22 protein-coding genes are annotated in these 26,172 nt (G+C 45.0%); 14 read left to right on the top strand and 8 right to left on the bottom strand.

All coding sequences use genetic code 11. The features are described 5' to 3' along the window. Window positions 1–246: 246 nt before the first annotated feature. Together Q502_RS01935 and smc are read left to right on the top strand one after the other, a co-directional pair. Window positions 247–1,260: an elongator complex protein 3 gene (locus tag Q502_RS01935; RefSeq protein WP_099830568.1), complete on the top strand. Its 1,014-nt coding sequence runs from the start codon at window positions 247–249 to the stop codon at window positions 1,258–1,260. Then, window positions 1,247–4,771 (top strand): chromosome segregation protein SMC, encoded by a 3,525-nt coding sequence (gene smc / locus Q502_RS01940; protein WP_099830569.1) that lies wholly within the window; start codon window positions 1,247–1,249, stop codon window positions 4,769–4,771. Before Q502_RS01935 ends, smc begins: the two co-directional genes overlap by 14 nt. Here smc and Q502_RS01945 read toward each other — a convergent pair. From Q502_RS01945 to Q502_RS01980, 8 genes are all read right to left on the bottom strand, one after another. Beyond that, window positions 4,768–5,670, bottom strand: a complete 903-nt coding sequence (locus Q502_RS01945) for a DMT family transporter (RefSeq protein ID WP_099830570.1) — start codon at window positions 5,668–5,670, stop codon at window positions 4,768–4,770. The genes smc and Q502_RS01945 overlap by 4 nt on opposite strands. Beyond that, on the bottom strand, window positions 5,667–7,154 hold the full coding sequence (locus tag Q502_RS01950) for a glycoside hydrolase family 13 protein (RefSeq protein ID WP_099830571.1): 1,488 nt from the start codon (window positions 7,152–7,154) through the stop codon (window positions 5,667–5,669). The genes Q502_RS01945 and Q502_RS01950 overlap by 4 nt, the downstream gene beginning before the upstream one ends. Further along, the gene (locus Q502_RS01955) at window positions 7,151–7,963 is read right to left on the bottom strand and encodes a transglycosylase SLT domain-containing protein (protein WP_099830572.1); all 813 of its coding nucleotides are present in this window, start codon (window positions 7,961–7,963) and stop codon (window positions 7,151–7,153) included. Before Q502_RS01955 ends, Q502_RS01950 begins: the two co-directional genes overlap by 4 nt. Window positions 7,964–8,029: 66 nt before the next feature. Beyond that, window positions 8,030–9,646, bottom strand: a complete 1,617-nt coding sequence (gene nuoF / locus Q502_RS01960; protein WP_099830573.1) for an NADH-quinone oxidoreductase subunit NuoF — start codon at window positions 9,644–9,646, stop codon at window positions 8,030–8,032. Beyond that, window positions 9,643–10,146 carry an NAD(P)H-dependent oxidoreductase subunit E gene (locus Q502_RS01965; protein ID WP_099830574.1) on the bottom strand — a complete coding sequence of 168 codons (504 nt, stop codon included), beginning with the start codon at window positions 10,144–10,146 and terminating at the stop codon, window positions 9,643–9,645. Before Q502_RS01965 ends, nuoF begins: the two co-directional genes overlap by 4 nt. A 71-nt stretch (window positions 10,147–10,217) precedes the next feature. Then, window positions 10,218–12,017, bottom strand: coding sequence for an NADH-quinone oxidoreductase subunit NuoF (locus Q502_RS01970; RefSeq protein WP_099830575.1), 1,800 nt, complete (start codon window positions 12,015–12,017; stop codon window positions 10,218–10,220). Between the two features lie 17 nt (window positions 12,018–12,034). Next, complete coding sequence (locus Q502_RS01975; protein WP_099830576.1) at window positions 12,035–12,412, bottom strand: ferredoxin; 378 nt, start codon at window positions 12,410–12,412, stop codon at window positions 12,035–12,037. After that, window positions 12,412–12,906: an NAD(P)H-dependent oxidoreductase subunit E gene (locus tag Q502_RS01980; protein ID WP_099830577.1), complete on the bottom strand. Its 495-nt coding sequence runs from the start codon at window positions 12,904–12,906 to the stop codon at window positions 12,412–12,414. The genes Q502_RS01975 and Q502_RS01980 overlap by 1 nt, the downstream gene beginning before the upstream one ends. 130 nt (window positions 12,907–13,036) lie before the next feature. Here Q502_RS01980 and Q502_RS01985 point away from each other — a divergent pair, with 130 nt between their 5' ends. The 12 genes from Q502_RS01985 to Q502_RS02040 all read left to right on the top strand — a co-directional run bounded on the left by Q502_RS01985 (window position 13,037) and on the right by Q502_RS02040 (window position 26,153). Beyond that, entirely contained in the window at window positions 13,037–13,549 is a 513-nt protein-coding gene (locus Q502_RS01985) for an adenine phosphoribosyltransferase (protein ID WP_099830578.1), read from the top strand. A 12-nt stretch (window positions 13,550–13,561) separates the two neighbouring features. Continuing rightward, on the top strand, window positions 13,562–14,926 hold the full coding sequence (locus Q502_RS01990) for a glucose-6-phosphate isomerase (RefSeq protein WP_099830579.1): 1,365 nt from the start codon (window positions 13,562–13,564) through the stop codon (window positions 14,924–14,926). Then, window positions 14,923–15,180, top strand: coding sequence for a hypothetical protein (locus Q502_RS01995; RefSeq protein WP_099830580.1), 258 nt, complete (start codon window positions 14,923–14,925; stop codon window positions 15,178–15,180). Before Q502_RS01990 ends, Q502_RS01995 begins: the two co-directional genes overlap by 4 nt. Then, on the top strand, window positions 15,177–15,752 hold the full coding sequence (coaE, locus tag Q502_RS02000; protein ID WP_099830581.1) for a dephospho-CoA kinase: 576 nt from the start codon (window positions 15,177–15,179) through the stop codon (window positions 15,750–15,752). Before Q502_RS01995 ends, coaE begins: the two co-directional genes overlap by 4 nt. Before the next feature lie 38 nt (window positions 15,753–15,790). Then, window positions 15,791–17,053 carry an ABC transporter substrate-binding protein gene (locus tag Q502_RS02005; RefSeq protein ID WP_099830582.1) on the top strand — a complete coding sequence of 421 codons (1,263 nt, stop codon included), beginning with the start codon at window positions 15,791–15,793 and terminating at the stop codon, window positions 17,051–17,053. A gap of 231 nt (window positions 17,054–17,284) precedes the next feature. Continuing rightward, window positions 17,285–18,460, top strand: a complete 1,176-nt coding sequence (locus tag Q502_RS02010; RefSeq protein WP_099830602.1) for an MFS transporter — start codon at window positions 17,285–17,287, stop codon at window positions 18,458–18,460. Between the two features lie 308 nt (window positions 18,461–18,768). After that, window positions 18,769–19,431 carry an ABC transporter permease gene (locus Q502_RS02015; RefSeq protein ID WP_099830583.1) on the top strand — a complete coding sequence of 221 codons (663 nt, stop codon included), beginning with the start codon at window positions 18,769–18,771 and terminating at the stop codon, window positions 19,429–19,431. 11 nt (window positions 19,432–19,442) lie between these two features. Beyond that, window positions 19,443–20,570 (top strand): betaine/proline/choline family ABC transporter ATP-binding protein, encoded by a 1,128-nt coding sequence (locus Q502_RS02020; RefSeq protein WP_099830584.1) that lies wholly within the window; start codon window positions 19,443–19,445, stop codon window positions 20,568–20,570. 4 nt (window positions 20,571–20,574) lie between these two features. Further along, window positions 20,575–21,216: an ABC transporter permease gene (locus Q502_RS02025; RefSeq protein ID WP_099830585.1), complete on the top strand. Its 642-nt coding sequence runs from the start codon at window positions 20,575–20,577 to the stop codon at window positions 21,214–21,216. Between the two features lie 11 nt (window positions 21,217–21,227). Further along, window positions 21,228–22,121 (top strand): glycine betaine ABC transporter substrate-binding protein, encoded by an 894-nt coding sequence (locus Q502_RS02030; protein WP_243392404.1) that lies wholly within the window; start codon window positions 21,228–21,230, stop codon window positions 22,119–22,121. A gap of 209 nt (window positions 22,122–22,330) precedes the next feature. Next, window positions 22,331–24,973, top strand: a complete 2,643-nt coding sequence (ppdK, locus tag Q502_RS02035) for a pyruvate, phosphate dikinase (protein ID WP_099830587.1) — start codon at window positions 22,331–22,333, stop codon at window positions 24,971–24,973. A 58-nt stretch (window positions 24,974–25,031) separates the two neighbouring features. After that, complete coding sequence (locus Q502_RS02040) at window positions 25,032–26,153, top strand: sodium ion-translocating decarboxylase subunit beta (RefSeq protein ID WP_099830588.1); 1,122 nt, start codon at window positions 25,032–25,034, stop codon at window positions 26,151–26,153. Window positions 26,154–26,172 lie beyond the last annotated feature (19 nt).

The following is a 26,172-nucleotide window of genomic DNA, read 5'->3' on the forward strand; positions in this document are numbered from 1 at the left end:
GAAGGCCGATGGTTATCCATCGGCCTTTTAATCTTCTAAAAGCTACAAAAGCAAAGATTAACTGACCGATCCCGGCCAGGAATTATTATCGACTACTCTATTCCCATATAAAGACTCATTATGAACCATAATCATTCCTCCTGATTGTTTGATTGTACCACCTGAAAAGTAACACGAAAAGCACGCTGTTTAAGATTTGTTGAAGTATCTTTGTTAAATAGCGCTCGATCGGTTTATAATATTAGCATGAATATCATTCCGATTTTCGTTCCACATGAGGGTTGCAGAACGCGGTGTACTTTCTGTAATGAACATTCGGCTACGGGAGTAAGTAGACTTCCCGATGAAGCCGAGGTCCATGAAACTGTCGAGAGATACCTTTCGTTTTTCAGGGATCCCCATAAGGCAGAACTGGCTTTCTATGGCGGCACCTTTTCAGGTGAAGGCCGTCAGCAAATGTACCTTGAAATTGCAGACAGATTATTCAAGAAAGGAATCATTGGAGGTATAAGATTCTCCACGTCGCCGGGACTGCTTACTGAAGAGACGATTAATCGTATGAGATCTTACCCAATAACCTTTGTGGAATTAGGAGTTCAGTCATTCGACGACGATGTTCTGAGAGGGTGTCACAGAGATCATGGCGCAAACGAGATTTACGAAGCCGCTCGATTATTGAGAAAGAATGGAATTGATTACGGGATCCATTTGATGACAGGATTATCTGGAGATTGCGAGGCGAAGGACATGTTCTCGACAAAGGAAGCAATCAGAGTCGGTGCATCTTGTGTGAGGCTTCATCCAGTCGTTGTACTGAAAGGATCGATTCTCGAAGAAGAGTATCATCTTGGAGCATTCACGCCGAAAGGAATTGAAGAGTCACTTGAGATTCTATGGAAGATGTACCTTTTGCTTTTGCTGTCTGAAGTGAAAGTTAGTAGAGTAGGGATCTGTCTTTACGGAAGACAGGTGGCAAATGTAGTTGCAGGTCCTTTTCACCCTGCTCTTGGGGAACTTGTCAGAGATAGGCTGATGTTTGAGATCTTAAGAGAGTTCTGCGTGCAGAATAATCGTCGCTCTCTTTGCCTTGATAGATCGAACAGCAAATGGTTCACAGGCCATAAGAAGGGAATTCTCGCAAGAGCATTTAGAGAGGGGATTTCAATCTCCTTTGTCGAGAATGGAGAGGATGTCGATTTGCCTTTCTACATGAAGTCTATCGGGGAAAGGATTCTGGGGGGAGTCTATGCTCAAGCTTGATTCAGTTTATATCAAGGGGTTCAAGAGCTTTGCCATGCCGACGAAATTTGATGTATCATCGGGAATTACAGCTGTGGTCGGTCCGAATGGAAGCGGCAAGTCGAACGTTGTGGATGCAATAAGATGGATGTTCGGAGAACAGTCGATGAAGAACATCCGTGCTGACAGTAGAGAGGATGTGATCTTCAACGGTTCGGAGAGGTTTCCGCCATCAAACTCTGCTGAAGTAAGACTGGTGTTCGAGTCGGAGGAAGGGACCTTCTCAATAGCAAGAGAGATTTCCAGGGACGGGCAGTCGATGTATAAAGTTAACGACAAGCAGTCTAGGCTGAGAGATATCAGAGAGTTGTTCCAGGGGACAGGAGTAGGGATGGATATCTACTCGATTGTTGGTCAGGGACAGGTTGATAAGGTCGTGACAGCCTCACCTTACGAGTTAAGGGCTCTCATTGAAGAGGCCGCAGGCACGGCTGTTTACAAGGAGAGGAAAAAGGAAGCACTCGGGAAACTGGCGGCAACCGAAGAGAATCTGAGCAGGCTTGAAGACATTATCTTTGAGCTTGGCAAGCAAAGGAAGTCGCTATATCTGAAAGCGAAGAGGGCAGAAAAGTTTGTTGAGTATTCTGCGAAACAAAAGGAACTCAAGAACCTTTACTTTGGCAATATCGCAAGACTGGAAGAAGAGAAGCTTACTAGTCTGAGAGAAAGATTTGACAAAGCACGAGATGAACTGAAGGATCTTCAGAAAAAGCTAATTGAAGGTGAATCGAACTGGTCGGCCCTGAGGGCGGAGTTTTCTGAGGTCGACAAGGAGATTGAGGGTTTTACGAAACTTCTTGAAGAATATAAAAAACGTCAGAATGACTTGCTCGAGCTTAAAGAAATGTACACTCGAAGATTGAGTGAGAAAGAGAACCGACTAATTGAAGTCTCCACTAGGATAGATAATTTCAGATCGGAAATCGATGATCTCGATAAGAGAAAGGATGAGATCAAACTGATTATTGATAGTCTTGAGCAGCAGATCTCTGATGAAGAAGCCGCCCTTTCCTCTTCCGAAGAGGAGAGAGACTCGCTGGTGAAGAATTACAGTGCGCGTGAACGAGAATGGCTGAAACACCAGGAGAGTTTTGAGTCAATCTCGAAAAGGCTTTCCAAGATAGAGAATGAGCTTGAGAGACTCGATAACAACCGTGAGGATACGGGCAAGAGGCTAAGGTTAATCGAGAGTCAGCTTGAAGCTAAGAGCGCGAGGTTTGAGACTCTCAAAGATGAGACTGAATCACTCGCCAAACAAGGTAAGGAAAGCACCGAGAAGCAGCGCAAAGTTGAGAGAGATATTGGTGCGTCAAGAGAACGCCTGAATGAACTAGATACGGAGCTTGAGAAAGCAAGAGAGAAACTCTCTAAAGATGAAAATGAGTTAAGGCGTTCTCAAATGGAAAGATCCCTACTTGAAAGACAACAGGAAGAGTATCAGGGTTTTTCCAAGGCTGTGAGAGAGGTATTCTCGAGAAAGGATAGTTTTGCAGGCCTGAGAGATGTGGTTGCGAATCTTATCCAGGTACCAGAATCATACGAAACTGCGATAACTATTCTTCTCGGTTATAGAATGCAAGATATCGTGGTTGATGATTCCATAACCGCAAAGAGAGTCATCGAGTTTCTCAAGACATATAAGATCGGCCGTGTCACACTGCTTCCTATGGATATGATTGAAGGGAACTTCAGGAACTTCACCAGAGTGGAGTCGCATCCTGGATTCATAAACTACGCAGCCAGATTGGTTGATATTCCCTTTGGCTTCGAGAAGCTCCCGGTGTATCTCTTTGCGAATTCAGTTGTCGCCAGAAGTTTGGATGATGCAATCGAGATGAGGAAGGAAGCAGGCTTCTCGGGAAGAATAGTCTCTGTTGACGGTCAATTGTTGAGTGCTGGCGGTTCGATTACTGGTGGCTTCATTGGGGAAGAGACGAGAACCGATTTGCTTTCGAGAAAACGAAGAATTCAAGAGCTTCTAGAGAGAGAAACGAAACTCGAGAAAGAGATCCAGCTCGGTGGTAAGCAGATAGGTAGACTGAAAGATGAAACTATTGAAGTTCGCGGCTACCTTAAGACATTGCAGGAAGAGCTGAACGAACTTGCCTCCAAAGGGGCCGCGATAAACAGAATGATTAGTGAGCTCCTTAAATCTGCACAGGAAGTTGAAGAGGAGATATCGGAACTAACTAAGCTCGAAAATGAGTATACAAGAAGGTTGGAGGAGAATTCGAGAAAGAAGGAGATTCTTGTTGGAGAGCAGACTTCTCTGAGAGAAGAACGATTGGATTTGGAAAGGAAAGTCGAGGCCGAATCCGAAGAGTTGAAGAAACAGAAAAAGGCTCTTGAACAGCTCCAAGAGACAATAGTAGACACTAGATTAAGGCTTTCAACTCTATATGAGAAACATGAACAGTATACGAAGGAACACGCATCTCTAATTCAGAAGAAGAAGAACGATCAGGAAAGTATTGAGCTCCTGTCTAGGGAGGTAACTGAGCTTGAGTCGGAGACAGAACGCCTAAGAAAGCAAGTAGCCGATCAGGAACGGGAGCTTTCATCGGTCAAGAAGGAAACAGAGAATCTCTTCTCTAGCATTAGATATCAAAGAGAGGGAAAGGAGCAAAGACTATCAGCCCTTCAGGAGGTTGAAGAAGAGATTAACAGGTTGAAGGATGAAAGAGAGAAGCTTCGTGAGCAATCTCATCAAATCGAAATGCATATTCAAGAAAGTGAAATGAAGCTCTCAAGGGTAAGAGAAGAGTTTGAAGAAGATGCGAGCGAGATTCAGATCCTGTCAGAAGAGAACCTTAAAGATGTAAAAGTGGAGCTTGATGATTACGAAAACAAGCTGAAGTTTCTTGGCAGTGTTGATCTTGAGGCAATAGACGAGTATGGAGTTGTGGACAAAGAGTATCAGGAACTCGATGAGCAGAAGCGAGATCTGGAAGAAGCCAAGGTGAAGTTGATAGAGCTGATTGATAAAACTGATGCGAAGGCCAAGAACATTTTCATGGAGACGTTCAACAACGTGAACAGTAACTTCAGCCATTACATTCAGGAGATTTTTGACGGTGGGGAAGGAGAAATCAAAATCATCCCGGGTGAAGATCTTCTTGAGACCGGTTTGGAAATAACTGTAAGGAGGCCTGGAAGGAAAGTTCAGAAGCTGCAACTTCTCTCTGGAGGAGAGAAAGCACTTGTCGGTATTGCACTAGTGTTCTCCTTATTGAGTATAAAGCCCAGCCCCTTCTACGTTTTAGACGAGGTAGATGCTCCTCTTGATGACTTCAATGCGGAGAGGTTCAGGGTGCTGTTGAGAAAGCATGCTACCGATACTCAGTTTCTTGTTGTCACCCACAACAAGCTTGTTATGGAAGTTGCCAACGTTCTTCACGGAGTTACGATGACAGATGGTCTCTCAAGAGTTATTCCAGTAGAGCTTAAATCGGTTGAGACTGTAATCGGTTAATCTTTTCCGTTTGTAGAAGTCAAATGACTAGACTCCCTTGAAATAACTACAAGCATTCCAATACCAATGAGTGCTGATCCCGAGAAGAACATAAGAGAAGGGGAGTTCTTTAGAAAGAGTATATCTGCAATGATTGTGAACACAGGAATGGTGTAGACCCAGAGAGTTGCTGCCTTCCCGCCCCAAAGATTTATGCCTTTGTTCCACATTATGTACCCAAGAGCGGAGGCGAATACACTAAGAAAGAGAATCCCTCTTACTGCACCTTGAGAAAACTCAACGGGCTTGTTTAGAATGAACACCTCAGTTACCACGAGAGGTGATGAAAAGAGAAGACCCCAAAGCATTATTTCCAGAGTAGTCCATATTGAGCTGTTGTGTATCTTCTCGTAGAAAAAGGTGTAGGCAGCCCATGAAACTGCAGCGCCAAAGGAGAGGAGATTTCCAACTGTACTAGAGCCTTCGGAGAATCTCCCTGAGAAGATGATTACAAAGAGTCCGGCAAAAGCTACTAAACCCCCAAAATACTCCAAGAAATCGAATCGCTTCGTAACAACATCGTAGAGAATTATTGTCAGAATCGGTGCGGTGGAGACGATGAGAGAAGCATCAGAAGCGTTCGTCAAAGTCAGTCCGTAGTTTTCAAACAGGAAATAGAACGTGATTCCGAATAATCCAGCCAAAGCAGCATTCTTGTGATCGACGGTCCTAAACGAACCTCTTTTCCGTGTAGACAACGGAAAGAGTATACCGACCGCTATGGAGAATCTTATATACGCTAGTAGCATTGGTGGCAGTGATTCAACGGCCACCTTCGTAAATATATATGATCCTCCCCAGATCATAGCTGTCGCTGCAAGAATTACGAGACCGAAGGATCTTTCTTTTGTTCTTCTCATACTCTCTTATATGGGGAGTAATCTGAGTTGGATCTAGAGATCACAGGTTCAAGTATTAGAGCCTCGTATGGGTGAAGGTCAATACTTATCGTCCCAAAGGATGCACTAAAGGCCTTTCCTGCAATAGTGTCCTTCATCTCCGTTCCATTCATGAGAAAGCCCTCTTGCAGAAATACTCTTGACCTTACATTCTTTTCTGTAGGATTTACGATGCAGACTAAAAGATCATCAACAATTCCAGTTGTTCTCTTGAATGAGATTAGAGAATGATCAGAGCTGACTAGGGGTTTGAAGTCGCCCGACCGGAGAGATGGTTTGCTTGAACGAATGGTGTTCAGAGTCTTGTATAAGTTCAAGGTCTCAATCTCCTGGCTCGTGTGCTCCCACTTCATCGGTGCCCTATTCTCCGGATCGTTGCCTCCTTCCATACCTAACTCTTCCCCATAGTAGATCAAAGGGACGCCCGGAAGGCAATACTGGAGAATCAACGCTGCTTTGATTCTGTCTATGGATCCAAGCTCGTTCTTCAGTCTCGGTACATCGTGTGAAGAAAGGACAGTCCAGGACTTCGACAGGAATTCCAGGCCTGCATCTCTAACTGCATCATTAATAATGTTAACTGCATCTTTCCCTGAAACAAAACCGTTCAAAGCTTCCCATATTATCAACCTGAAGTAGTAGTTCATAAGCCCATCAAGACCCGATCGCTCCGGCCAGCTCCCTGGGTAATTCCATATCTCACCAATCACGCACGAATCAGGTCTAGCAAATCTTGTTCTTTCGACTATTTCCTTCAGAATTTCAGGACCCAGATCATATGCAACGTCTAGCCTCCAGCCATCGATTCCCATGTTGAGCCAATGACGCAACACTGATTCCTCTCCCTTGAAAATGATTTCCGCAAGATCGGGGTTCTCCAGGTTCAGTTCGACAAGATTACCGGAATTCATCCAACCCCTGAATCCCTTCTCTCCCCTTATGAAGTACTCCATCAGTCTTTCGTTGCCTTGAAAAGCCCCTGGTTCATCGAAGATCTCCAGCCCATTGAACCACCTTCCAGCAATGCCAGCATGATTAAACACTCCGTCAAGTACAACTCTAATTCCCATTGCGTGGGCACTCTCAATTAGGGCAACAAAGTCTTCTTCAGTGCCAAGATCGGGGTCGATAGCGAAGTAATCAATTGTGTCGTACTTATGATTTGTGTGAGCCCAGAATACCGGATTCAAGTAAACGGTGTTTGCTCCAAGCTCCTTGATGTAATCAAGTTTTTCGACTATGCCGATCAAGTCTCCTCCCCAAAAATCATACTGGTGACTTCCGTCAATTGAAGCGAGAGGTCTTTCTTCCCAACTTTTGACCTTTTGTTTGGGGAGCGAATAGTACCCTTCCTCTTTCTTCTGAAAGACAGTCTTTCCATTGCCCAAATTGAATCTATCGGGGAGCACCTGATATACAATTGCATCCTTCTTCCAGTCTCTCATCTTCTCTCCTCTAGCAGCTCATTGGCATACGCGAGGTATACCATTCCAAGAAAGATATTGTTTCTTACAGACCAGAGTTCTTCAGGCTTGATGTTTATTTGAGATTGCCTTAACCATGAATTCAGAGTCCAGAGAGTCATCTCGTAGATTTGCATGAGTCCTCTCGAATAGACGTATGATGAAAAGGATTCGTCGATGCTTCTCTCTTCCATCAAAGCAAATGGATTCAATGATGACTCAACTGTCATAATAGACAGTACCACCGCCGGATCGAGCTTGGAGAGATCTAGAGTACGAACTCTTCCACCGATAATAATCTCTACCTTCGTACCGCCGAACTCGACAAGCGAATCGTAGATCTCCTCTGAAAGGCGTCTTCTAAAGAGATCCGATCTATCGGAAAGCAATTTGCTGGATTCAATCAACGAAGCAACTTTTCTTTCTAGATCAGGATACTCCTTTTTCGTTCTGGCCTGTGTAAGCTTTGTAAGGGCGGAGTTATATTCGAAAATCCTCTCTTCAGGCAGATTATGCATTCTAATCGAACTGTTTAACATTAGTTCATTTGAAGGGTTCTTGTCGGTGAAGTAGCTGTAGGCATCAAGTACTCGATCATCATACAAGTAGGTGGGGCTATTGAGAAAAGTCTTGTAATCAGCGCCCAGGCCTGCATTGTAGAGGACAGACAGAGCTGCAACTTTCTCAAGCTTGTTCTTTTCGCCTAGAGAAGTGAGTATTAGTGCAATAGTGATTATCGAGGCAAGCAGAATCATTAGCACAATTAGATCAGTCTTCTTACCTTTGTCCATAGTCCACCTCTCGGCAATTATAACAGAGAAAAGGCCGGGTCGCCCCGGCCAAAGATTTCAACGTATTTACCTCTTCTTTGGTTTTTCGAACTTGCAGACACCAACAGGACACTGCGGAGCATCTACGTGGGCAAGGAATTCCTCCTTGAATCTATCCAGGATAGATCTCAAGGGTACAGGTACCGATTGTCCTAGACCACAGAAAGAAGAGTCTTCCATAGTTTCAGATATGTCATATAGCTGACTGAGCATCTCTGTGGTTCCTCTTCCTTTCGAGAACTCATTCAGAATATGGACAATTACATGAGTTCCTTCTCTGCATGGCGAGCACTTTCCGCAAGATTCATGGGCGAAGAACTCCATGAGATTCTTTGCTGTATCTACTGCACAGTGGGTCTCATCAATTGCAAGAATAACACCCGAACCTAGAGATGCACCATACTTTTTGAACGAGTCGAAATCAAGTTCTGCATCCATCTCTTCGGATCTGATAAAAGTGCCTGCAGCACCGCCGGTCTGTACCATTTTCAAAGCTCTTCCGTTCGGTATTCCTCCACCGAACTTGTGAACAAGATCTCGAACAGTAGTGCCCATGGGGACTTCAACTATTCCTCTTTTCACCAAATTACCACACAGAGAGAAGACCTTTGTTCCAGGTGATGACTGGGTCCCAATAGATTTGAACCAGCTTGCTCCTTTGTCGACTATCGGAGGAACACACGCAAATGTCTCCACATTATTAACAACTGTCGGCTTATCATATAGTCCGCTTACCGGCGGATAAGGCGGTTTAAGTCTTGGCCTTCCGGATTTACCTTCGATAGACTCTATCAAAGCAGTCTCTTCTCCACAGACATAGGCGCCTGCTCCCAGTCTCACAGATAGATCAAATGAGAATTCAGTTCCGAGTATTGATTGACCGAGAAGGCCATACTCATAGACTTTACTGATTGCATCTCTAAGGCTTGCAACGGATTCGAAATATTCTCCTCTGATGTATATGTAACCCTTGCTGGCGCCCACTGCATAACCTGCAATTGTCATGCCCTCTATTACGGAATGTGGATCGCCTTCCATTATCAGTCTGTCTTTGAACGTTCCTGGCTCACCTTCATCTGCATTGCAGATCACGAATTTCTCCTCTGAATGAACCTTCTGGGTGAATTCCCACTTAAGTCCTGTAGGAAAACCGGCTCCACCTCTTCCTCTTAGGTTGCTCTTCTTTAGTTCTTCAATAACGGCTTCTGGAGTCATTCGTAGGGCTTTGGCAAGACCTTGATAGCCATCACGAGCAATATATTCTTCGAGATTCTTTGGATCGATCGAACCTGCGTTTCTGAGGACAATACGTTCTTCTTCAGATGCCTTGCCAGCGTGCACATGTCCGCTACCTTCGAAGTCTGTAACAATCAATTCTCTGACTCTTCGACCCTTCAGAAGGTGCTCGGTAACCATCTTTTCTATGTCAGCTTCAGTCTTGATAGAGTACATAACATTGTCAGGCAGGATCAAGAAGAGAACCCCTCTTCCATAATCTCCAAAAGAGCCTGTTTCAAGCACCTCTACCAAAGAAGTGAGATTGTAGTTCTCGGTCAGGGTGCTTAGGTAGTTCTTGAAGTGTCTTGCACCTAGTAGCAAACTGTTCGAATCAATCGATACGAGGACGGTTATCGGTTTGTTCACAATGACTCGCTCCCTTCTCTTGACACTATTTCATCTATGATTTCCGAGACTCTTTCAGGAGTGAGATTGCCATAAGCTTCATCATTTATCATCATTACAGGGGAGACTCCGCATAGTCCCAGGCAACTCGTTTCCTCAAGGGTAAAAAGGCCGTCTTCTGTAGTCTCGCCGAAATCTATTTCCAGTCTATATTTTAAAGAGTCAATCACTGCCTGACCGCCTGTAACATGGCATGGAAGGCTCTTGCAAACTCTTATTACATGTTTCCCTCTCTTATGAGTAGCAAACATTGTGTAGAAAGTCAGTACTTCATAAATCCTTGAAAGAGGTGTTCCTGTCACTTCTTTCAGTGCTTCGGCTGCCTCTATTGGTATAAAATTGCCGTAGTGATCCTGAATCGCATGAAGAGTGTTAATAAGCACATCGCCTCTTTCAAGACTCTGGCTGCTTACGTCTTCGTAGATTCTCGATACTATCTCATGAACGTTCTCAACAGACATACAAGTTCCTCCCTTCAACCCTCTTCGAAGTAGCAAAAGAACCCCCGCTCAAGGGGGTTCTTGTAAACCTTTTATGGTGATACCTTGCTAATTGCACCGAATCTACAAACTGCGAGACAACTTCCGCATCGCGTACAGATTTCCGGATCTATTTCGTGAGGTTTCCGTACCGAACCGCTTATTGCGTCAACCGGACAGACTCTCGCACAGGCTGTACAACCTACACATTTCTCTTTGTCGATTACAACCCTCATCAAAGTCTTGCACTTCTTTGCAGGACATTTTCCTTGATTGACATGAGCCTCGTATTCGTCCCAGAAATACCGCATCGTTGAAATCACAGGTTGTGGAGCGGTTTGGCCAAGCCCACAAAGTGAAGTCGCCATGATATTCTCGCCAAGATCTTTTAACAGCTGTAGATCGTTCATGGATCCTTCTCCTTCTGTTATCTTTTCGAGAATTTCAAGCATCCTTCTCGTTCCGTCCCGACAAGGTGTGCACTGACCGCAAGACTCCTCAACGGTGAACTCGAGGAAGTACTTAGCAACATCTACCATGCAGCTGTCCTCGTCCATAACTATCATCCCGCCCGATCCAATAATCGTGCCGAGTTTCTTCATATTGTCATATGTTATTGGCGTATCTATCAATTCTAATGGAATGCATCCTCCACTAGGACCACCTGTCTGGATCGCCTTAAGCTTCTTTCCTCCGGGAACACCTCCGCCAATCTCATAGATCAATTTCCTTAAAGTAATTCCCATCGGTACTTCCACCAGTCCTGTGTTCTTCACATTTCCGGCCAGAGCGAAGACTTTGGTCCCTCTTGATCCCTCAACACCATACTGGCTAAACCATTCGCCGCCATTTATGATTATCGGGGGGATGTTTGCATATGTCTCGACATTGTTCAAAAGGGTTGGTTTTTCCCACAATCCTTTGCTGGCAGGGAAGGGAGGCTTGACTCTCGGTATACCTCTTCTGCCTTCTATTGAGTTTATAAGAGCCGTCTCTTCTCCACAGACGAACGCACCAGCACCGATTCTGATTTCTAGATCGAATGAGAAGTCAGTTCCGAGGATGCTTTCGCCCAAGAATCCGTATTCCCTTGCTGTCTTCATGGCGTGGGTCAACCTTTCAATTGCAAGTGGATATTCGGCTCTAACATAAACAAAACCCTTCTGGGCCCCAACAACCCTGGCAGCGATGGTCATAGCTTCAACAATTGTATGGGGGTCACCTTCAAGAACGGCTCTGTCCATGAATGCACCAGGATCGCCTTCATCTGCGTTACATATGATGTATTTTGTTTCTCCCTTTGCCTTCTTAGTCAGGTCCCACTTCATCCAAGTGGGGAAGCCTGCTCCTCCTCGTCCCTTCAATTCACTCTTCTTCAGTATTTCAACAACATCATCGGGACCTATCTCAAAAAGAACTTTATGTAGTGCAAAGTAACCGTCCCTTGCAATATACTCATCTATTGAAAGAGGATCAATTACACCCAGATTTCTTGTTGCGATCTTTACCTGTTCAGTGAAGAAAGGAAGCTCTTCCTGAGGCTTTTCCTTCATTTCTCCAGAGTCGCCTTTATATAAAAGCTCTTCGACTACTCTTCCCTTTAGAATATGTTCTTCGACTATTCGGGCTGCACTCTCTGCCGTAATCTTCTGATAAAACACCCCTTCAGGATAGATTACGAGGATCGGCCCTAGGTCACAAGCACCCATGCATCCAGTCTCCACAACCCTAACTACACCATCTAATGAATACTTCTTCAGGGTTTCTTCAAATACACTCTTAACGCTCTTCTCGCCTGCAGAAATGCAAGCCCCTCCGGCACAAATAAGTACCGTGTTTTCAACAACGGGCACCCTTAATCACCTCTTCGTTAAAGTTCTCCTCTTTTCACTATGAGATCTCCGACAACTTTACCACCGACAATGTGTTGCTCAACGATTCTCTTTGCCTGAGCAGGGGTAACATGCCCGTAGATTATCGGCTCAGCTCCTTCCAAGTGAACCTCAATAGTCGGTTCGACATCGCAAAGGCCGAAGCAACCGGACTGCACGACAGAAACATCGTCGACCCCCTTCTCATCGAGTGAATCTACGATGGCCCTAAGTGTATCCTTTGCGCCTGCTGCAATTCCACAGGTACCCATAGCAACTATCACTTTGCCTCTCTTGCCTGAGTCACGCATCTTAAGACCCTTCATCGCGTTCTCTTTGATTTTCATGAGCTCTTCAAGGCTCTTAATCTTTGCCATCACTCGGCCCTCCTATATTTGTCTAGAATCTTTGATACTTCATCAGGGGTGACTCTTCCATAATAGTCGTCTTCACCGACCAGAACTACCGGAGCCATGCTACAGGCGCCGAGACATCTTACGGCATGAATTGAAAAGAGTCCGTCGGAGGTCGGTTCATTCATCTCGACTTTCAGCTCATCGTGGAGCCTCTCAAGTATCTTATCTGCGCCCTTAACATAGCAGGCAGTTCCTAGACAGACCTTTATCTGGTTCTTTCCTTTTGGCTTCATGTTGAAGAAATTATAGAAAGTTACAACTCCATATACCTGACTCAACGGAATATCCAACTTTTCGGATACGTGTTGCTGTAATTCTTCAGATAGATAACCGAAGACTTCCTGCGCCTTGTGAAGTACATTGATGAGAACGCCCGTGTTGCCTTTTACTGAAGCAATATACTCATCAAGTTCATCGTAGAGCTTCTGACAATCCGGGCAATTTACGAGAGACAAATCTTGCACCTCCTTTGAGGAAAGAATGTTATTTATTTCACACATGCATTATAACATGCACCTAGAGAAATGGGCTGATTCCTGTGTTAAAATAACCCATGTCAAAGGAGCTCTATAAGGAGGAGATTAGATGGATCTAGAAGCCTTTGTGCGTGACGTTCCAGACTTTCCAAAGGAAGGCGTAGTTTTCAAGGATGTCACTCCATTGTTAAAGGATCCCCTTGCTTTTAGAGAGTGCATTCTGCAGTTGTCAGAAAAAGCAAGAAAGTTCGATTTCAATATAATGGTTGCACCCGAAGCAAGGGGTTTTATTTTTGCCGCTCCTCTTGCTTTTGAAATGGCGAAGGCACTGGTTCCAGTCAGGAAACCCGGAAAGCTTCCTTACAAAACCAGGGAAATCGAGTACGAATTGGAGTACGGCAGAGAAACCCTTCAGATGCATGTGGATGCGATTAGTGATGGAGATAAGGTGCTAATCGTCGACGATATTCTTGCCACGGGGGGGACTATGGAAGCTATCGCCCGCATCATTGAAGACAGTGGAGGAGAAGTCGTCGGAATTCTTTGCCTTGCGGAGTTAGGATTCCTGGAGCCCAGAAAGAAACTGTCTGGGTACGATGTAGAGACAATAATCACTTATTGACGGAGGTTTGAAATGCTCAAATATGACTTCTCGTTTGCGTTCAGGGAAACACTTGAAAGCGGCCTGGCCTTTGATGAGATGACCGAGATTGGGAAGACGTTATCGGCGAATTTCGAGAAGATCTTCCGCCCCCTTCCTGGTTTTCTCAGAATACTTGAAGATGATGAGATCATTGATGAAGTAAAGGCATTGAGATCATGGATTGAGAAGTTCGACAATTTCGTTGTCATAGGGATTGGAGGCTCTGCGTTGGGAAACCAGGCTTTGCATTTTGCACTAAAACCCATCAACTGGAATCTCTATGAAAGAGACAAGCGAGCTGGAAAGGCCAGGGTATTCTTGCTTGATAATGTAGATCCCGATATGATCACGGCGATTCTCGGAGAACTGGATTTAGGAAAAACCGTTTTCAATGTTATCTCCAAGTCTGGAACAACTGCGGAGAGTATGGCAAACTATCTGGTCGTCAGGGGCCTGCTTGAGAAGCTCGATCTTCCTGTGAAAGACCACTTCATATTCACGACGGACAAGGAAAACGGAGTCTTGAGACAAATTGCCGACAGTGAGGGAATTAGAACCTTGACGATTCCAGAGGATGTTGGAGGTCGCTTCAGTGTTTTGACTCCAGTTGGTTTGCTTTCGGCCGCTGCAGAAGGAATAGATATCGATCTCTTATACGAGGGCGCTAGATTCGGAAAAGAGAGGTATTTAAGAGAGGATGTGAAATCGAATCCCGCTGCCGTAAGTGCGCTGATTCACTACGCCTACCTGAAGAAGGGACACAATATATCGGTGATGATGCCGTACTCAAACAGGCTCTATACACTTGCTGATTGGTACAGACAATTGTGGGCCGAATCTCTAGGAAAGAAGTTCGATGTCTCAGGAAGGATTGTCCACTGTGGGCAGACTCCCGTGAAGTCTCTGGGGGCAATTGATCAACATTCTCAAGTACAGCTTTACAGTGAAGGACCAAGGGATAAGATAGTTACTCTAATCAAGGTAGAGGACTTCGGTAATCAGCTTACAATACCATTCATTCATTCCGATATCGAGGCTTTGTCCTATCTGAATGGAGTAGAAGTAGGAGAATTGCTTAATGCGGAACTCAAGGGAACGGCGATCGCTCTTGCGGCAAACGGCGTCCCAAATATCTCGGTCACATTCCCGCAGATTGACGAGGTACATGTTGGCGAATTTATCGTCTCATATGAGATACAGACGGCAATTATGGGTTTTCTTCTCAGAGTGAATCCATATGATCAGCCGGGAGTTGAGCTTGGGAAGAAACTGACTTACGCTTTCATGGGAAGAAAGGGATACGAAGAAGTAAGGGATAGATATGAGGAGAAGACCTCCTGGAGGTTCGAGTTATGAAATCAGAGCTTATGAAAGTTCTCGACGATTTTTCGGTAGAGGAAGCGTATTATGCTGCCGGAGAGGCAATACCCACTTTTGTTATAGTTTCAATGGAACCTGAGAATCTCTTGCAGAAAATCGGAGAGATGGAAGAGATTGAGGCTGATATTATCGTTATCAGTCCCGACGAGAGAAAGAAGCTCGAGAGTGCAGACAGTGATATGTCAAGAGTGGTGATGAGTGTTATCGAATCAGGAGAGAAGCTTCTTTGACCGTTATAGGGCTTGCTGGCAAAGCCGGAAGTGGCAAATCCACGATAGCTGAGCGTCTTGAAAAACTTGGTATCGAACGGATCTCCCTTGACGAAATTGGTCACAGTTCTTTGATCGAAGCGAAACAAGAGATAGTTTGCTCATTTGGAAAAAGGATTCTTACCTGTGACGAAGTAGACAGAAAGAAGCTTTCTAGGATTGTATTCCGAGATGGAAGCTTGCTGGACAGACTCAATCAGATAGTACACCCGATTATTAAGAAGAAGGCACTGGAAATTGTTGAGAGAAGCGATTCCGATCTCCTTTTAATTGATGGTGCGCTGATTCATGAAATCGGGCTATCTAGCTATTGTGACAAGATTATCTGGTTTGAGTGCGCAGATGAAGAAGCTGTTAAAAGACTTGTGAATAGAGGAATAAGTGAATCTCAAGCCAAATCAATACTTTCTTCGCAATCATATCTCGATCGCAATAAAGAGTTAGCAAATGTTGTTGTTTCAACGTCTGGCTCCATTGAAGAGACTTTCAGAACAACTATGGAGGTTCTTTTTGAATGGGGCATAGTGGTATAATTGGTTTACTTAGACATTTCTTATAAGGAGGTAGGGAAATGCGCAAGAAACTTATTCTAGCTCTGATAATTGCGTCTTTTTCGGTGTTCGCCCTTGCTGCGACTGAGATTGAGTTTTGGCATGCGATGGGTGGTGCTCAGGGAACGACGGTCAACGAAATTGTAGATTCTTTCAACGAAGCCAACCCCGACATTGAGGTGAAAGCGATCTACGTGGGAAATTACAGTGCTTTGCAGCAGAAGCTGCTAGTAAGCGCAGAAAGTAGAACCCTCCCCGCTCTTTCACAGGCATACGGTAATTGGACCGCGAGGTTAATACCACGAGGTGCTGTTCAGGAGTTGAATTCGCTAATTTCCGATCCAGAAGTTGGATTAACCGATGAGGAATGGACCGCAATCTGGGACCCGTTTAAGAGAATGGTCACATGGGGAGATACTGTCTACGGGCTTCCCTTCAACAAGAGTACATATGTGCTGTACTATAACACAGATCTCTTTGAAGAATACGGATTGGAAGTACCAAAGACCATGGATGATCTTCTCTTTGCCGCGATGATGCTTACTGAAGACAAGAACAACGACGGACAGATTGACCAATATGGCTTCGGGTTCAGAACGACGATCGATCACTTCATGATTTTCTTGAGGGCCAATGGCGGGGAAGCAATTGAAATTAAGCCAGACGGTTCGGTTGATGTCATAATTAACTCGCCTGAAGCTAAAGAGGCGCTTCAATTAATGTACGATATGGCTCACACCTACAAGGTTGCGCTTTTTCAGGGCGGATACCTGGACGCCCCGTTTGGAGATGGCCAAATAGCTATGTTCGTTGAGACGATCGCATCCGCTTCTTATGTTGACTCCGGTTCCAGAGGAAAGCATGGCTGGGCATGGGCTCCAGTTCCTATGTGGAAGGTTCAGGCACCACCGTTCGCTGGAACGGACGTTGTTATGTTCACCGGCATCACACCGGAGCAAAAAGCAGCTGCTTGGAAGTTCATGAAGTATCTCGTTAGCCCGGAAATCCAGGCATATTGGTCCGTAAAAACAGGATACATGCCAGTAACGGAGATCGCTCTGACAACTCCCCAGTGGAAGGCATATGAAGAACAGAACCCAACTGTACTTGTTCCAATCAGCCAGATCCCGTTTGGCTCGGTTGATCCTAATGTTGCACTGTGGGACGATGTAAGGACTGTTCTTGGAACTATGGTAGGAGATGTGATAAACCAGAAGAGGACTGTCGAAGAAGGTCTTGCGTGGGCTGAACAAGAAATCCTGCGAAAAGTGGCTGAACAGTAGATAAATGCACTATCGAAAAAGGAGGCCTTCGGCCTCCTTTTTCAATTGGATTATGTCCAGGAAAACAAGGAGAAAAATGGTTTCGATGCTCAAAGAGGGCAAGAGTTCCGTAGATGCTAGAGAGTGCTGACTTCGCAACCGTGACGCGTGATATCTGATAGGGTAGAATACTTACAGTCCAATACTCTGTTAGATCTTCCTTATTAAACCTTTAAGAGAGGCGGTAAAGTGATGAAGAGCTTTTTCCACGCATTCAACTTCTATGCATTCTCCTTTTCGATACTACTCTACTTGCTTACTTCATCGATAAATACAAAGGCCGCAGAGTGGGGTTTGTCGTACCTAGCGATAGGTCTGATAAATTTCCTGGGCTGCTTCTTCTATGTTTTCTCTGCTCTGGTGTTTGGAAGGATGGGTGACAAGACTGGCTTCAAGAGGAATCTCTCTTCTGGAATGATTATTATGGCGATCTCACTCGTATTCGGGTTCTTCTGGGCACATCCGATTGATTTGGTCGTATCTGCGATAGGAATGAACATATTCTTCGGCTTTTTCTTTCCATCAGTTGAGGGATTGCTTTCAAAGTCAGAAAGAGCAGAAGGAGTCGATCCCGCTGCAACCGTTATTCGTTTCGTTCTTTCCTGGAGTGCCGGAAACATGTTAGGAATGGCGCTCGGCCCTTTCCTTATTCAAAGATATCCAATAGCGGTCTTCGCTTACGGCATACTTCTCAGTCTATTCGGCGCTATTCACATAAGATACCATATGAAGAGGTACGGTGAGTTGCTTCCCGGTCCTTATGATTCTAGACTGAAAGAGTCCTTTGGTAAAATCGACTTGCCCAATATACGAGACTACAGAAGGGTCTATAGGATCACTTTTCTGCTTGCCGGTGTTATCTATACAAGTGGAATGGCTCTATTTCCCAAGCTAATATCTTCAACGGGGATCCCGCTGGAGAGTGTTGGCTTCCTAACTGTAGGTGCTAACATTGGGGTCTTTCTGTCATTCATATTCATGAGTTTCTTTCGCTTCTGGGTTGGTAGTCCACGAGTATCTCTATTTATTATGACGGCAGTATTTGTCGCAGCAATTACAACCTTTTTTATGCCCGAAACGGCACTCACGTTCTTTCTGTCGACTCTGTTTTCTGGTGCCACATATGCTGTTCCCTATACGTTTGCGATTTTCTATGGCCTCAATTCACAGGACGATGATCAAGGAAAGCAGGGAGGATTTCACGAGTCGATGGTTGGTGTGATCTTTGGTGTTGGTCCGCTTCTAGGGGGATATTTTCTTCAAGTGTGGACGAGTCTCAAGAGTATGGGAATCATGGCCACAGTCCTTATGGCGGTGATTATCGTAAGTCAAATGACCTTTATAAAGAGAATCAGTATTAAGCGATAATTAACTTAGATAACAGTTACTTCTAGCGCATAATTCTCTTAAAATAAACCTCACAAATTTAGTTACTCTTCATTTATTCATGCCATATTCTTTGAAATGCACTCGCTAGATGTGATATAGTAGGTATGCAATGCTAGTCTATTGATTAAATTATTCTGGTTAAGATCCTGTCCAAACTAGCATTATCCATTTTATTCGGATCATTAAGATAATCTTGATGCTGAAAGTGAATAGCGGTTTCTTGGGGGAAGGTCTTGACCACAAAGTTTTCTCCGGCTCTTTGTCGGAACTTCTGGAAGGAGAAGCATATGGGTTTTTTTGAGTATCTGGGAAGAAACTACGACCTCGTTTTGATAGAGCTGCTGAATCACATAAAGATCATCGCGATAGCGGTACCTATTGCAATTGGAATTGGAGTACCCATTGGGATAATCGTCTCACGAAATAAGAAGGTCTCGTCGATAGCTCTCTATGGAGCGGGTATCCTAATGACGATTCCCAGTCTAGCTCTCTTCGGCTATATGGTCGTTTTGCTTGCTCCGCTGAAAGCAGGTATTGGTGTCACACCGGCGGTTATTGCCCTTGTGATCTATTCTTTCCTGCCTGTTATAAGGAATACAGTAGTAGCTGTGAATTCAGTTGATCCTCGAATGATAGAGGCGGCCAAAGGAATGGGGATGACTAATAGCCAAATACTTTTGAGAGTAAGACTTCCACTTACTATTCCGATCATCATGGCTGGCGTGAGAAATGCTGCGGTAATGGGTGTAAGTGTAGCGACTATCGCCTATCTCGTAGGAGCGAGAGGTCTGGGATATTTTATCTTCTCCGGACTTGGAAGATCGAATTTCAACATGGTTCTTCTTGGAGCGATAATTGTTTCAGCCTTGGGAATAGGAATGAACTACGGTCTACTTGCCCTGGAAGAGGCCATTACTCCTAAAGGTCTGAAGATTGAACGGGACAAGTGAGGAGGAGACTGATGTCGATAGAATTTAGGCACGTAGTTAAAGAATATGAAGTTGGGTTCAGAGCCGTGGACAATCTGAACATTTCATTTGAAGACAAGAAACTAACGATACTTATCGGTCCTTCTGGTTGCGGAAAGACAACAACTCTCAAAATGATTAACAGATTAATTGAGAAGACTAGCGGAGATATTATTATCGACGGAACTTCTCTTGACGAAATTGATCCCATTAGATTGAGAAGAAGTATCGGCTATGTGATTCAGGAGATTGGGCTCTTTCCTCACATGACCGTATTCGATAATATTGCAGTAGCTCCGAGGCTTATGAAGTGGGATGAATCAAGGACAAAGAAGCACGTCTACGAATTACTTGATCTAGTTAATCTCGAGCCTTCAGATTTTGCAGAGAAATATCCGGCGCAGCTTTCAGGCGGGCAACGTCAGAGAGTAGGAGTAGCAAGAGGTCTCGCATCGGATCCAAAGATTGTTCTGATGGATGAGCCCTTTGGTGCTATTGATCCAATCAACAGAGAGAAGCTTCAGGATGGTTTCCTCGAGATCCAATCGAAGATTGAGAAGACAATTATCTTCGTAACTCACGACATCAGAGAGGCAATCAAACTAGGAGACAAGATTGCAATTCTGGATAATGGAAGACTCGTGCAGTATGCCGATACCATGAAGGTGGTTCAGGAACCCGCTAACGAGTTTGTTGAGGATCTTCTTGGAGCGGATAGAGCACTGAAGGGTCTTGAACTTGTACGGGTAAGGGAGACTTACGTTCCCGGTGGAAAGTGGATCGAAGATGCAGGTGACAGCAAGGTGAAAAAGGCAAAGGATTTTCTAAACAATGAGGGAAAGAAATTCGCATATGTTGTAGACAAAAACAAGAGGCTCCAGGGCTACGTTATGTTGCGGCAGCTAAACAAGGCATCTGATCAAGAGCCGCTGAAGAAGTACTTAAGATCAATTGAGACTATACAACCTCTTTCGAATTTAATGGAGGCAATGTCATTGATCATGAATACCGGGCTTTCCTCATTGCCGGTCGTAGACGATAAAGAGAGACTACTTGGGATCCTAAGGTTCAGGGATCTTGTAAACCTTGTAGGCTCTTATGAATCATCTGACGAGGAGTGAGGCTATGGAAGTCTTCGAATATATGGTCGAGAACTCTGATTACATTATGGACAGGTTTATCGAACATATTTTTATCTTCCTTACTTCTTGGAGTATGGCAGTAGTAGCTGGTGTCGCAATTGCGATTTTCGTTACCAGACCAGGGAATAGAAGGATCGGGAGAATTGTTCTTTCTATCACTGGAGCAACTCAGGCCGTTCCCAGTATAGCAGTAATAGCTCTTGTCTTCCTTTTTATGGGAATTGGAGCTGCACCTGCTGTGGTTGCTCTTTTTCTTTACAGTCTGGTGCCGGTAGTCTTCAATACGGCATCTGGCCTAATGAATGTCTCAATGAAGATGAAAGAGGCAGCTAAAGGAATGGGAATGACTAACAGGCAGATATTGTGGAAGGTGGAAATGCCGGTGACAGTTCCAACGATGCTCTCAGGGATTAGAAGTTCTGCAACGATAAATATCGGTACTGCTGCTATTGCCGCGTCAATTGGCGCAGGTGGCCTTGGGGAGATCATCTTCACGGGACTTCGCATGACAAGAGGCCCAATGATAATTGCCGGAGCCATACCAGTAACCTTACTGGCTGTGGCTGTTGATATAATCCTTGGCTTTTCGGAAAAAGCACTGACTTCGAAAGGCCTCAGAACATGATGAACACGGAGGTGTCTAAATTGAAAAGACTACTACTAGTAGCACTATTGGTTGTTGTCGTGACAACTCTATCGTTTGGTCAGACAAGACTGAATGTTGGAGCAAAGAACTTCACAGAACAGTACATCGTCAGTAGCATGATATCACAGCTTCTTAGAGATGCTGGGTTCAGGGTGACTGAGAGTTTTGGAATGAGTTCGTTCGTTGCAAGAAGCGCACTCGAAACCGGGCAGATCGATCTTTATGCTGACTACACTGGAACAGCCTGGCCGACATATCTAGGGCATGAAAAGATGATTAGAGATCCTTTGGCTCTGTACGAAGCCGTGAAGGCGGAAGATCTCGAAAATGGAATCGTATGGCTTGACATGGCTGATTTCAATAATACATATGCGTTAGCTGTGAGAAGAGATTTCGCTGCTGAGCATGGACTGCAGACTCTTGAAGATCTCGCTGAACTAACTCACGATGACCCTGATCTTCTCTTTGGAATCGTGTACGAATTTCTTGAAAGAGATGATGGGTTCTGGCCTATGAGTGAGACTTACGAGTTTTCTGTCGAGAAGAGGCAGGTTAAGACAATGGAGATCGGGCTGACTTATGAGGCACTTGATAAAAAGCAGATCGACATCGCCATGGTCTTCTCTACTGACGGAAAGTTGGAAAAGTACAACTTGCTTGTACTTGAAGACACTAAGAATTTCTTCCCGTCATATAATCTTGCCGTAACCGTACGTAAGGAAGTTCTTGAAAGCCATCCTGAGATTGAGGAGATCTTAAGGCCGATATCTGTGTATCTTACAGAACCGATAATGATCAGGCTGAATTACCTGGTGGATGCAGGAGGTTACGAGCCTGATGAGGTTGCCGAAGGGTTCCTAAAGGGATTAGGCTTAATAGATTAAGTTAGCTAATGTTAAGTTTTGGGGCCGCCTCATGGCGGCTCTGCTGTTTTTCCAACATCCTCAGAATTGAAGTCACTATTATTCTCAACTTTTCTGAACATAAGTCGCAGTGGAAAGAGACCTTCAACATTAGAAAGGTAGCTAAACACCCCGATTCACTGGCTATGATATAATCATTCGAATATGCTTTCAGGAAGGGAGGAAACAAAGTGTCAGAGAAGTATGTGTACTATTTTGGAAAGTTGAAAGCCGAAGGCGACGCGAAAATGAAAAACCTTCTCGGCGGAAAAGGAGCCAATCTATCTGAGATGGTTAAGATAGGGATACCTGTTCCCCCGGGTTTCACTATTTCTACCGAGGTATGCAAGTATTACTACGATCACGGGAAGACATATCCGGTTACTTTGGAAAAGGATGTCCAGGAAGCCGTAAAGCTACTGGAGGAGGAAACAGGAAAAGGATTCGGATCTGCAGAGAGACCTTTACTTGTCTCTGTAAGGTCTGGCGCAGCGATTTCAATGCCCGGCATGATGGATACTATCCTCAATCTTGGTCTTAACGACGAAACGGTTAACGGCATGATCAAGGAATCCGGCAATCCCCGGTTCTGTTATGACGCTTACAGGAGATTCCTTCAGATGTTTGGCGATGTTGTGCTGAAGATAGAGCACTCCGAGTTCGAAAATGCGCTGGCTTCTGTGAAAAGGGAAAAGAGAGTTAAGCTTGATACAGACTTGGATGCAGAAAACATGAAAGACGTTGTAGAGAGGTATCTTGAGGTCTACAAGAGGGCCGGCAAAGAGTTCCCTCAGGATCCATGGAAGCAGCTATGGATGGCGATTGATGCAGTATTTGGAAGTTGGATGAACGAGAGAGCAATAAAGTACCGGGCCCTCAATGGCGTGAAAGAGGGAGAACTCCTTGGAACTGCGGTTAACATCGTTGCTATGGTTTTCGGGAACACCGGAGAGGACAGTGGAACCGGAGTCGCATTTACGAGGGACCCAAATACCGGTGAGAAGCAGTTCTATGGCGAGTATCTTCCAAATGCACAGGGAGAAGATGTAGTTGCAGGAACAAGAACTCCATTCTCGCTTACAAAGCTTCAAGAAATTAATCCTGAAGTTTATGACCAGCTCCTGGAAATATTTACTAAACTGGAGAACCACTATAGAGACATGCAAGATATCGAGTTCACCGTTGAGCACGGAACTCTTTATCTGCTTCAGACCAGAAATGGGAAACGGACACCATATGCGAGCGTGAAGATCGCAGTTGATCTGGCTGAAGAGAAAAGGATTTCAAAGGAAGAAGCGATCATGAGAGTTACACCTGAGCATATCGAGACGCTCCTCCACCCGTATTTCACGAAGGAGACTATGGAGAGCGCAGAAGTTCTAGCCAAAGGTATCGCGGCATCGCCCGGAGCGGCAGCAGGTATAGTTGCATTCGATCCCGATACTGCTGAAAGACTTGTGAGAGAAGAGGGTAAGACTGTGATCCTTGTGAGGCCAGAGACTTCTCCGGAAGACATAGCCGGAATGGCTGCTGCTCAAGGAATCCTCACCTCGACTGGTGGAAAGACTTCACATGCTGCGGTTGTAGCCAGAGGAATGGGAAAGACCTGCATTGTGGGCTGTGAAGCCGTTGAAGTAGATCAGAAAACCAGAGTAATGAAAGTTAACGGGAAGACTATAAGAGAAGGCGAATGGATAAGCATTGATGGGACCACTGGAGAGGTTTTCATGGGAAAGCTGGATTCAATTAAGCCTCAGGGTTTGGAAGGTCCGCTAGCAAAGCTTCTTGGATGGGCCGATGAGATCAGGAAGCTCGGAATTAGAACTAATGCAGATACTCCCAAGGATTCACAGGTAGCCAGGGAATTCGGAGCTGAAGGAATTGGACTCACAAGGACGGAACACATGTTCTTCCAGGAGGATAGGATTTTTGCTGTGAGACAGATGATTACATCAAATACCAAAGAGCAGAGAGAGAAGTCCCTTGCAAAGCTTCTCCCTATGCAGGAAGATGATTTCTACGGTATTTTCATGGCCATGGAAGGACTCCCCGTTACGATCAGACTTCTTGATCCACCACTTCACGAATTCCTTCCAAAAGAAGAAGAGGATATAAAAGAGTTAGCCGAAGAGATGGGTATGACATATCAGGAACTAAAGGAGACAATCGAAGATCTTCATGAGTTCAATCCGATGATGGGATTCAGGGGATGCAGGTTGGCTGTAGTTTATCCCGAGATTGCTGAAATGCAGACCAAAGCAATAATTGGAGCTGCATTGAGGTTGGTTGAAGAAGGAAAATCAGTGATTCCCGAGATAATGATTCCTCTGATCGTTGAGCTGGAAGAGCTTAAGTACGTGAAATCGATCATTGTGAATGCTGCTGATGAGATCATTTCCAAGTCAGGGCTGAATCTTGAATACAAAGTGGGTACAATGATTGAGGTTCCGAGAGCGGCATTGACTGCAGACGAAATTGCCAAGGAAGCAGAGTTCTTTAGCTTCGGAACCAATGATCTAACTCAGATGACATACGGATTCAGTAGAGACGATTACGGCAAATACGTTGGACATTACATGGAAAAGGGGATTCTGGAGAACGATCCATTTCAGAAGCTCGACAGAGTTGGAGTAGGTCAGCTTGTGAAGATGGGAACGGAGAGAGGGCGCTCAGTTAGGCCGGATTTGAAGGTCGGAATATGCGGTGAACACGGTGGAGAGCCTTCATCTATTGAATTCTGTCATATTGTAGGTCTTAACTATGTTAGCTGTTCACCTTACAGAGTTCCAGTTGCTCGACTTGCAGCAGCTCAGGCAGCAGTAAAGAATCGTTAGGGATTATTCAGGCCGTGCCTGAGGGCACGGCCTTTACAATTTTGGAGGTTTGCCTATCATGGCGGCGTTAATCTCGGGATATCTATCACAGACAGGATTCGCTACGGTAAGCTGGGAAAACTGGGTTATGTTTGTAATTGCGGGAATTCTAATCTATCTGGCGGTTGCAAAGGATGCCGAACCACTTCTTCTTGTTCCAATTGCCTTTGGCATGGTTATTGCAAACATCCCTCCGGAAGTAACCGGTGTCTTCACTCCCGGTACCGGGATCATGTGGATTTTGCAGCAGGGATTGATGCTGGGGATCTATCCGCCTTTGATATTTCTTGGCATTGGCGCTGTTACCGATTTCTCTTTCGTGCTGGCAAACCCTAAGACTCTCTTTTTGGGGGCTGCTGCACAGATAGGGATTTTTCTAACTTTTCTTGCAGCTAATTTTCTGGGTTTTTCCCTTTCGGATGCGGCATCCATAGCGATAATTGGTGGTGCCGACGGACCAACCTCAATCTATGTTGCAAGCATTATGGAATCGCAGTTTCTTCCAATAATCGCGATCGCTTCCTACTCTTATATAGCTCTTATACCAGTTCTTCAGCCACCGATAATGAGACTATTTACTACTCGTAAAGAACGGGCAATAACAATGGGAAAGGAGCTTAGAAAGGTTTCGAAGCTAGAGAGAATTGTCTTCCCGGTAGTCGCGACTATTGGGATCTCTCTTATTGTTCCTCAGGCGCTCCCTCTGGTAGGAATGTTGATGCTCGGTAATCTTCTTAGGGAAAACGGAAGAACAAAGAGACTGGTTGAAGCTTCGGGCAAATATATCTCCGATACTGTGATCATTTTGCTTTGTGTTTCAGTAGGAGCAAAGGCTGATGGCAAGATATTTCTAACACTGGATAGTATAATGATTTTGGGGCTGGGCTGTGCAGCCTTCGTTGTTGCAACTGCTTCGGGGATTCTCTTCGCGAAGCTTATGAATCTGTTCTCTAAGAGCAAGGTAAATCCTTTAATCGGTGCCGCCGGGGTCTCGGCAGTTCCAACTGCTGCAAGAGTAGCTCAGAAGGTTGCTTCGGAGGAGGATCCGACGAACTTCGTCCTGATGCACGCTATGGGTCCGAATATCGCAGGAGTCATCGGATCGGCGGTTGCTGCGGGTGTATTCCTTTCAATAATATGATTTGGTGCGGGAGGATGTC

Source organism: Mesotoga sp. Brook.08.YT.4.2.5.2., from assembly GCF_003351125.1.
In the GTDB taxonomy this organism is placed as follows: domain Bacteria; phylum Thermotogota; class Thermotogae; order Petrotogales; family Kosmotogaceae; genus Mesotoga.

What these genes read in the sequence shown, in the direction of transcription:
- Q502_RS01995 (WP_099830580.1), top strand. Translation starts at nt 14,923, where the DNA reads ATGAAATCAGAGCTTATGAAAGTTCTCGACGATTTTTCGGTAGAGGAA.
- smc (WP_099830569.1), top strand. Translation starts at nt 1,247, where the DNA reads ATGCTCAAGCTTGATTCAGTTTATATCAAGGGGTTCAAGAGCTTTGCC.
- Q502_RS01945 (WP_099830570.1), bottom strand. Translation starts at nt 5,670, where the DNA reads ATGAGAAGAACAAAAGAAAGATCCTTCGGTCTCGTAATTCTTGCAGCG.
- Q502_RS02010 (WP_099830602.1), top strand. Translation starts at nt 17,285, where the DNA reads ATGAAGAGCTTTTTCCACGCATTCAACTTCTATGCATTCTCCTTTTCG.
- Q502_RS02040 (WP_099830588.1), top strand. Translation starts at nt 25,032, where the DNA reads ATGGCGGCGTTAATCTCGGGATATCTATCACAGACAGGATTCGCTACG.
- Q502_RS01975 (WP_099830576.1), bottom strand. Translation starts at nt 12,412, where the DNA reads ATGGCAAAGATTAAGAGCCTTGAAGAGCTCATGAAAATCAAAGAGAAC.
- Q502_RS01990 (WP_099830579.1), top strand. Translation starts at nt 13,562, where the DNA reads ATGCTCAAATATGACTTCTCGTTTGCGTTCAGGGAAACACTTGAAAGC.
- Q502_RS02020 (WP_099830584.1), top strand. Translation starts at nt 19,443, where the DNA reads ATGTCGATAGAATTTAGGCACGTAGTTAAAGAATATGAAGTTGGGTTC.
- Q502_RS02025 (WP_099830585.1), top strand. Translation starts at nt 20,575, where the DNA reads ATGGAAGTCTTCGAATATATGGTCGAGAACTCTGATTACATTATGGAC.
- Q502_RS01935 (WP_099830568.1), top strand. Translation starts at nt 247, where the DNA reads ATGAATATCATTCCGATTTTCGTTCCACATGAGGGTTGCAGAACGCGG.
- Q502_RS02005 (WP_099830582.1), top strand. Translation starts at nt 15,791, where the DNA reads ATGCGCAAGAAACTTATTCTAGCTCTGATAATTGCGTCTTTTTCGGTG.
- Q502_RS02015 (WP_099830583.1), top strand. Translation starts at nt 18,769, where the DNA reads ATGGGTTTTTTTGAGTATCTGGGAAGAAACTACGACCTCGTTTTGATA.
- Q502_RS01950 (WP_099830571.1), bottom strand. Translation starts at nt 7,154, where the DNA reads ATGAGAGACTGGAAGAAGGATGCAATTGTATATCAGGTGCTCCCCGAT.
- Q502_RS01985 (WP_099830578.1), top strand. Translation starts at nt 13,037, where the DNA reads ATGGATCTAGAAGCCTTTGTGCGTGACGTTCCAGACTTTCCAAAGGAA.
- Q502_RS01955 (WP_099830572.1), bottom strand. Translation starts at nt 7,963, where the DNA reads ATGGACAAAGGTAAGAAGACTGATCTAATTGTGCTAATGATTCTGCTT.
- Q502_RS01965 (WP_099830574.1), bottom strand. Translation starts at nt 10,146, where the DNA reads ATGTCTGTTGAGAACGTTCATGAGATAGTATCGAGAATCTACGAAGAC.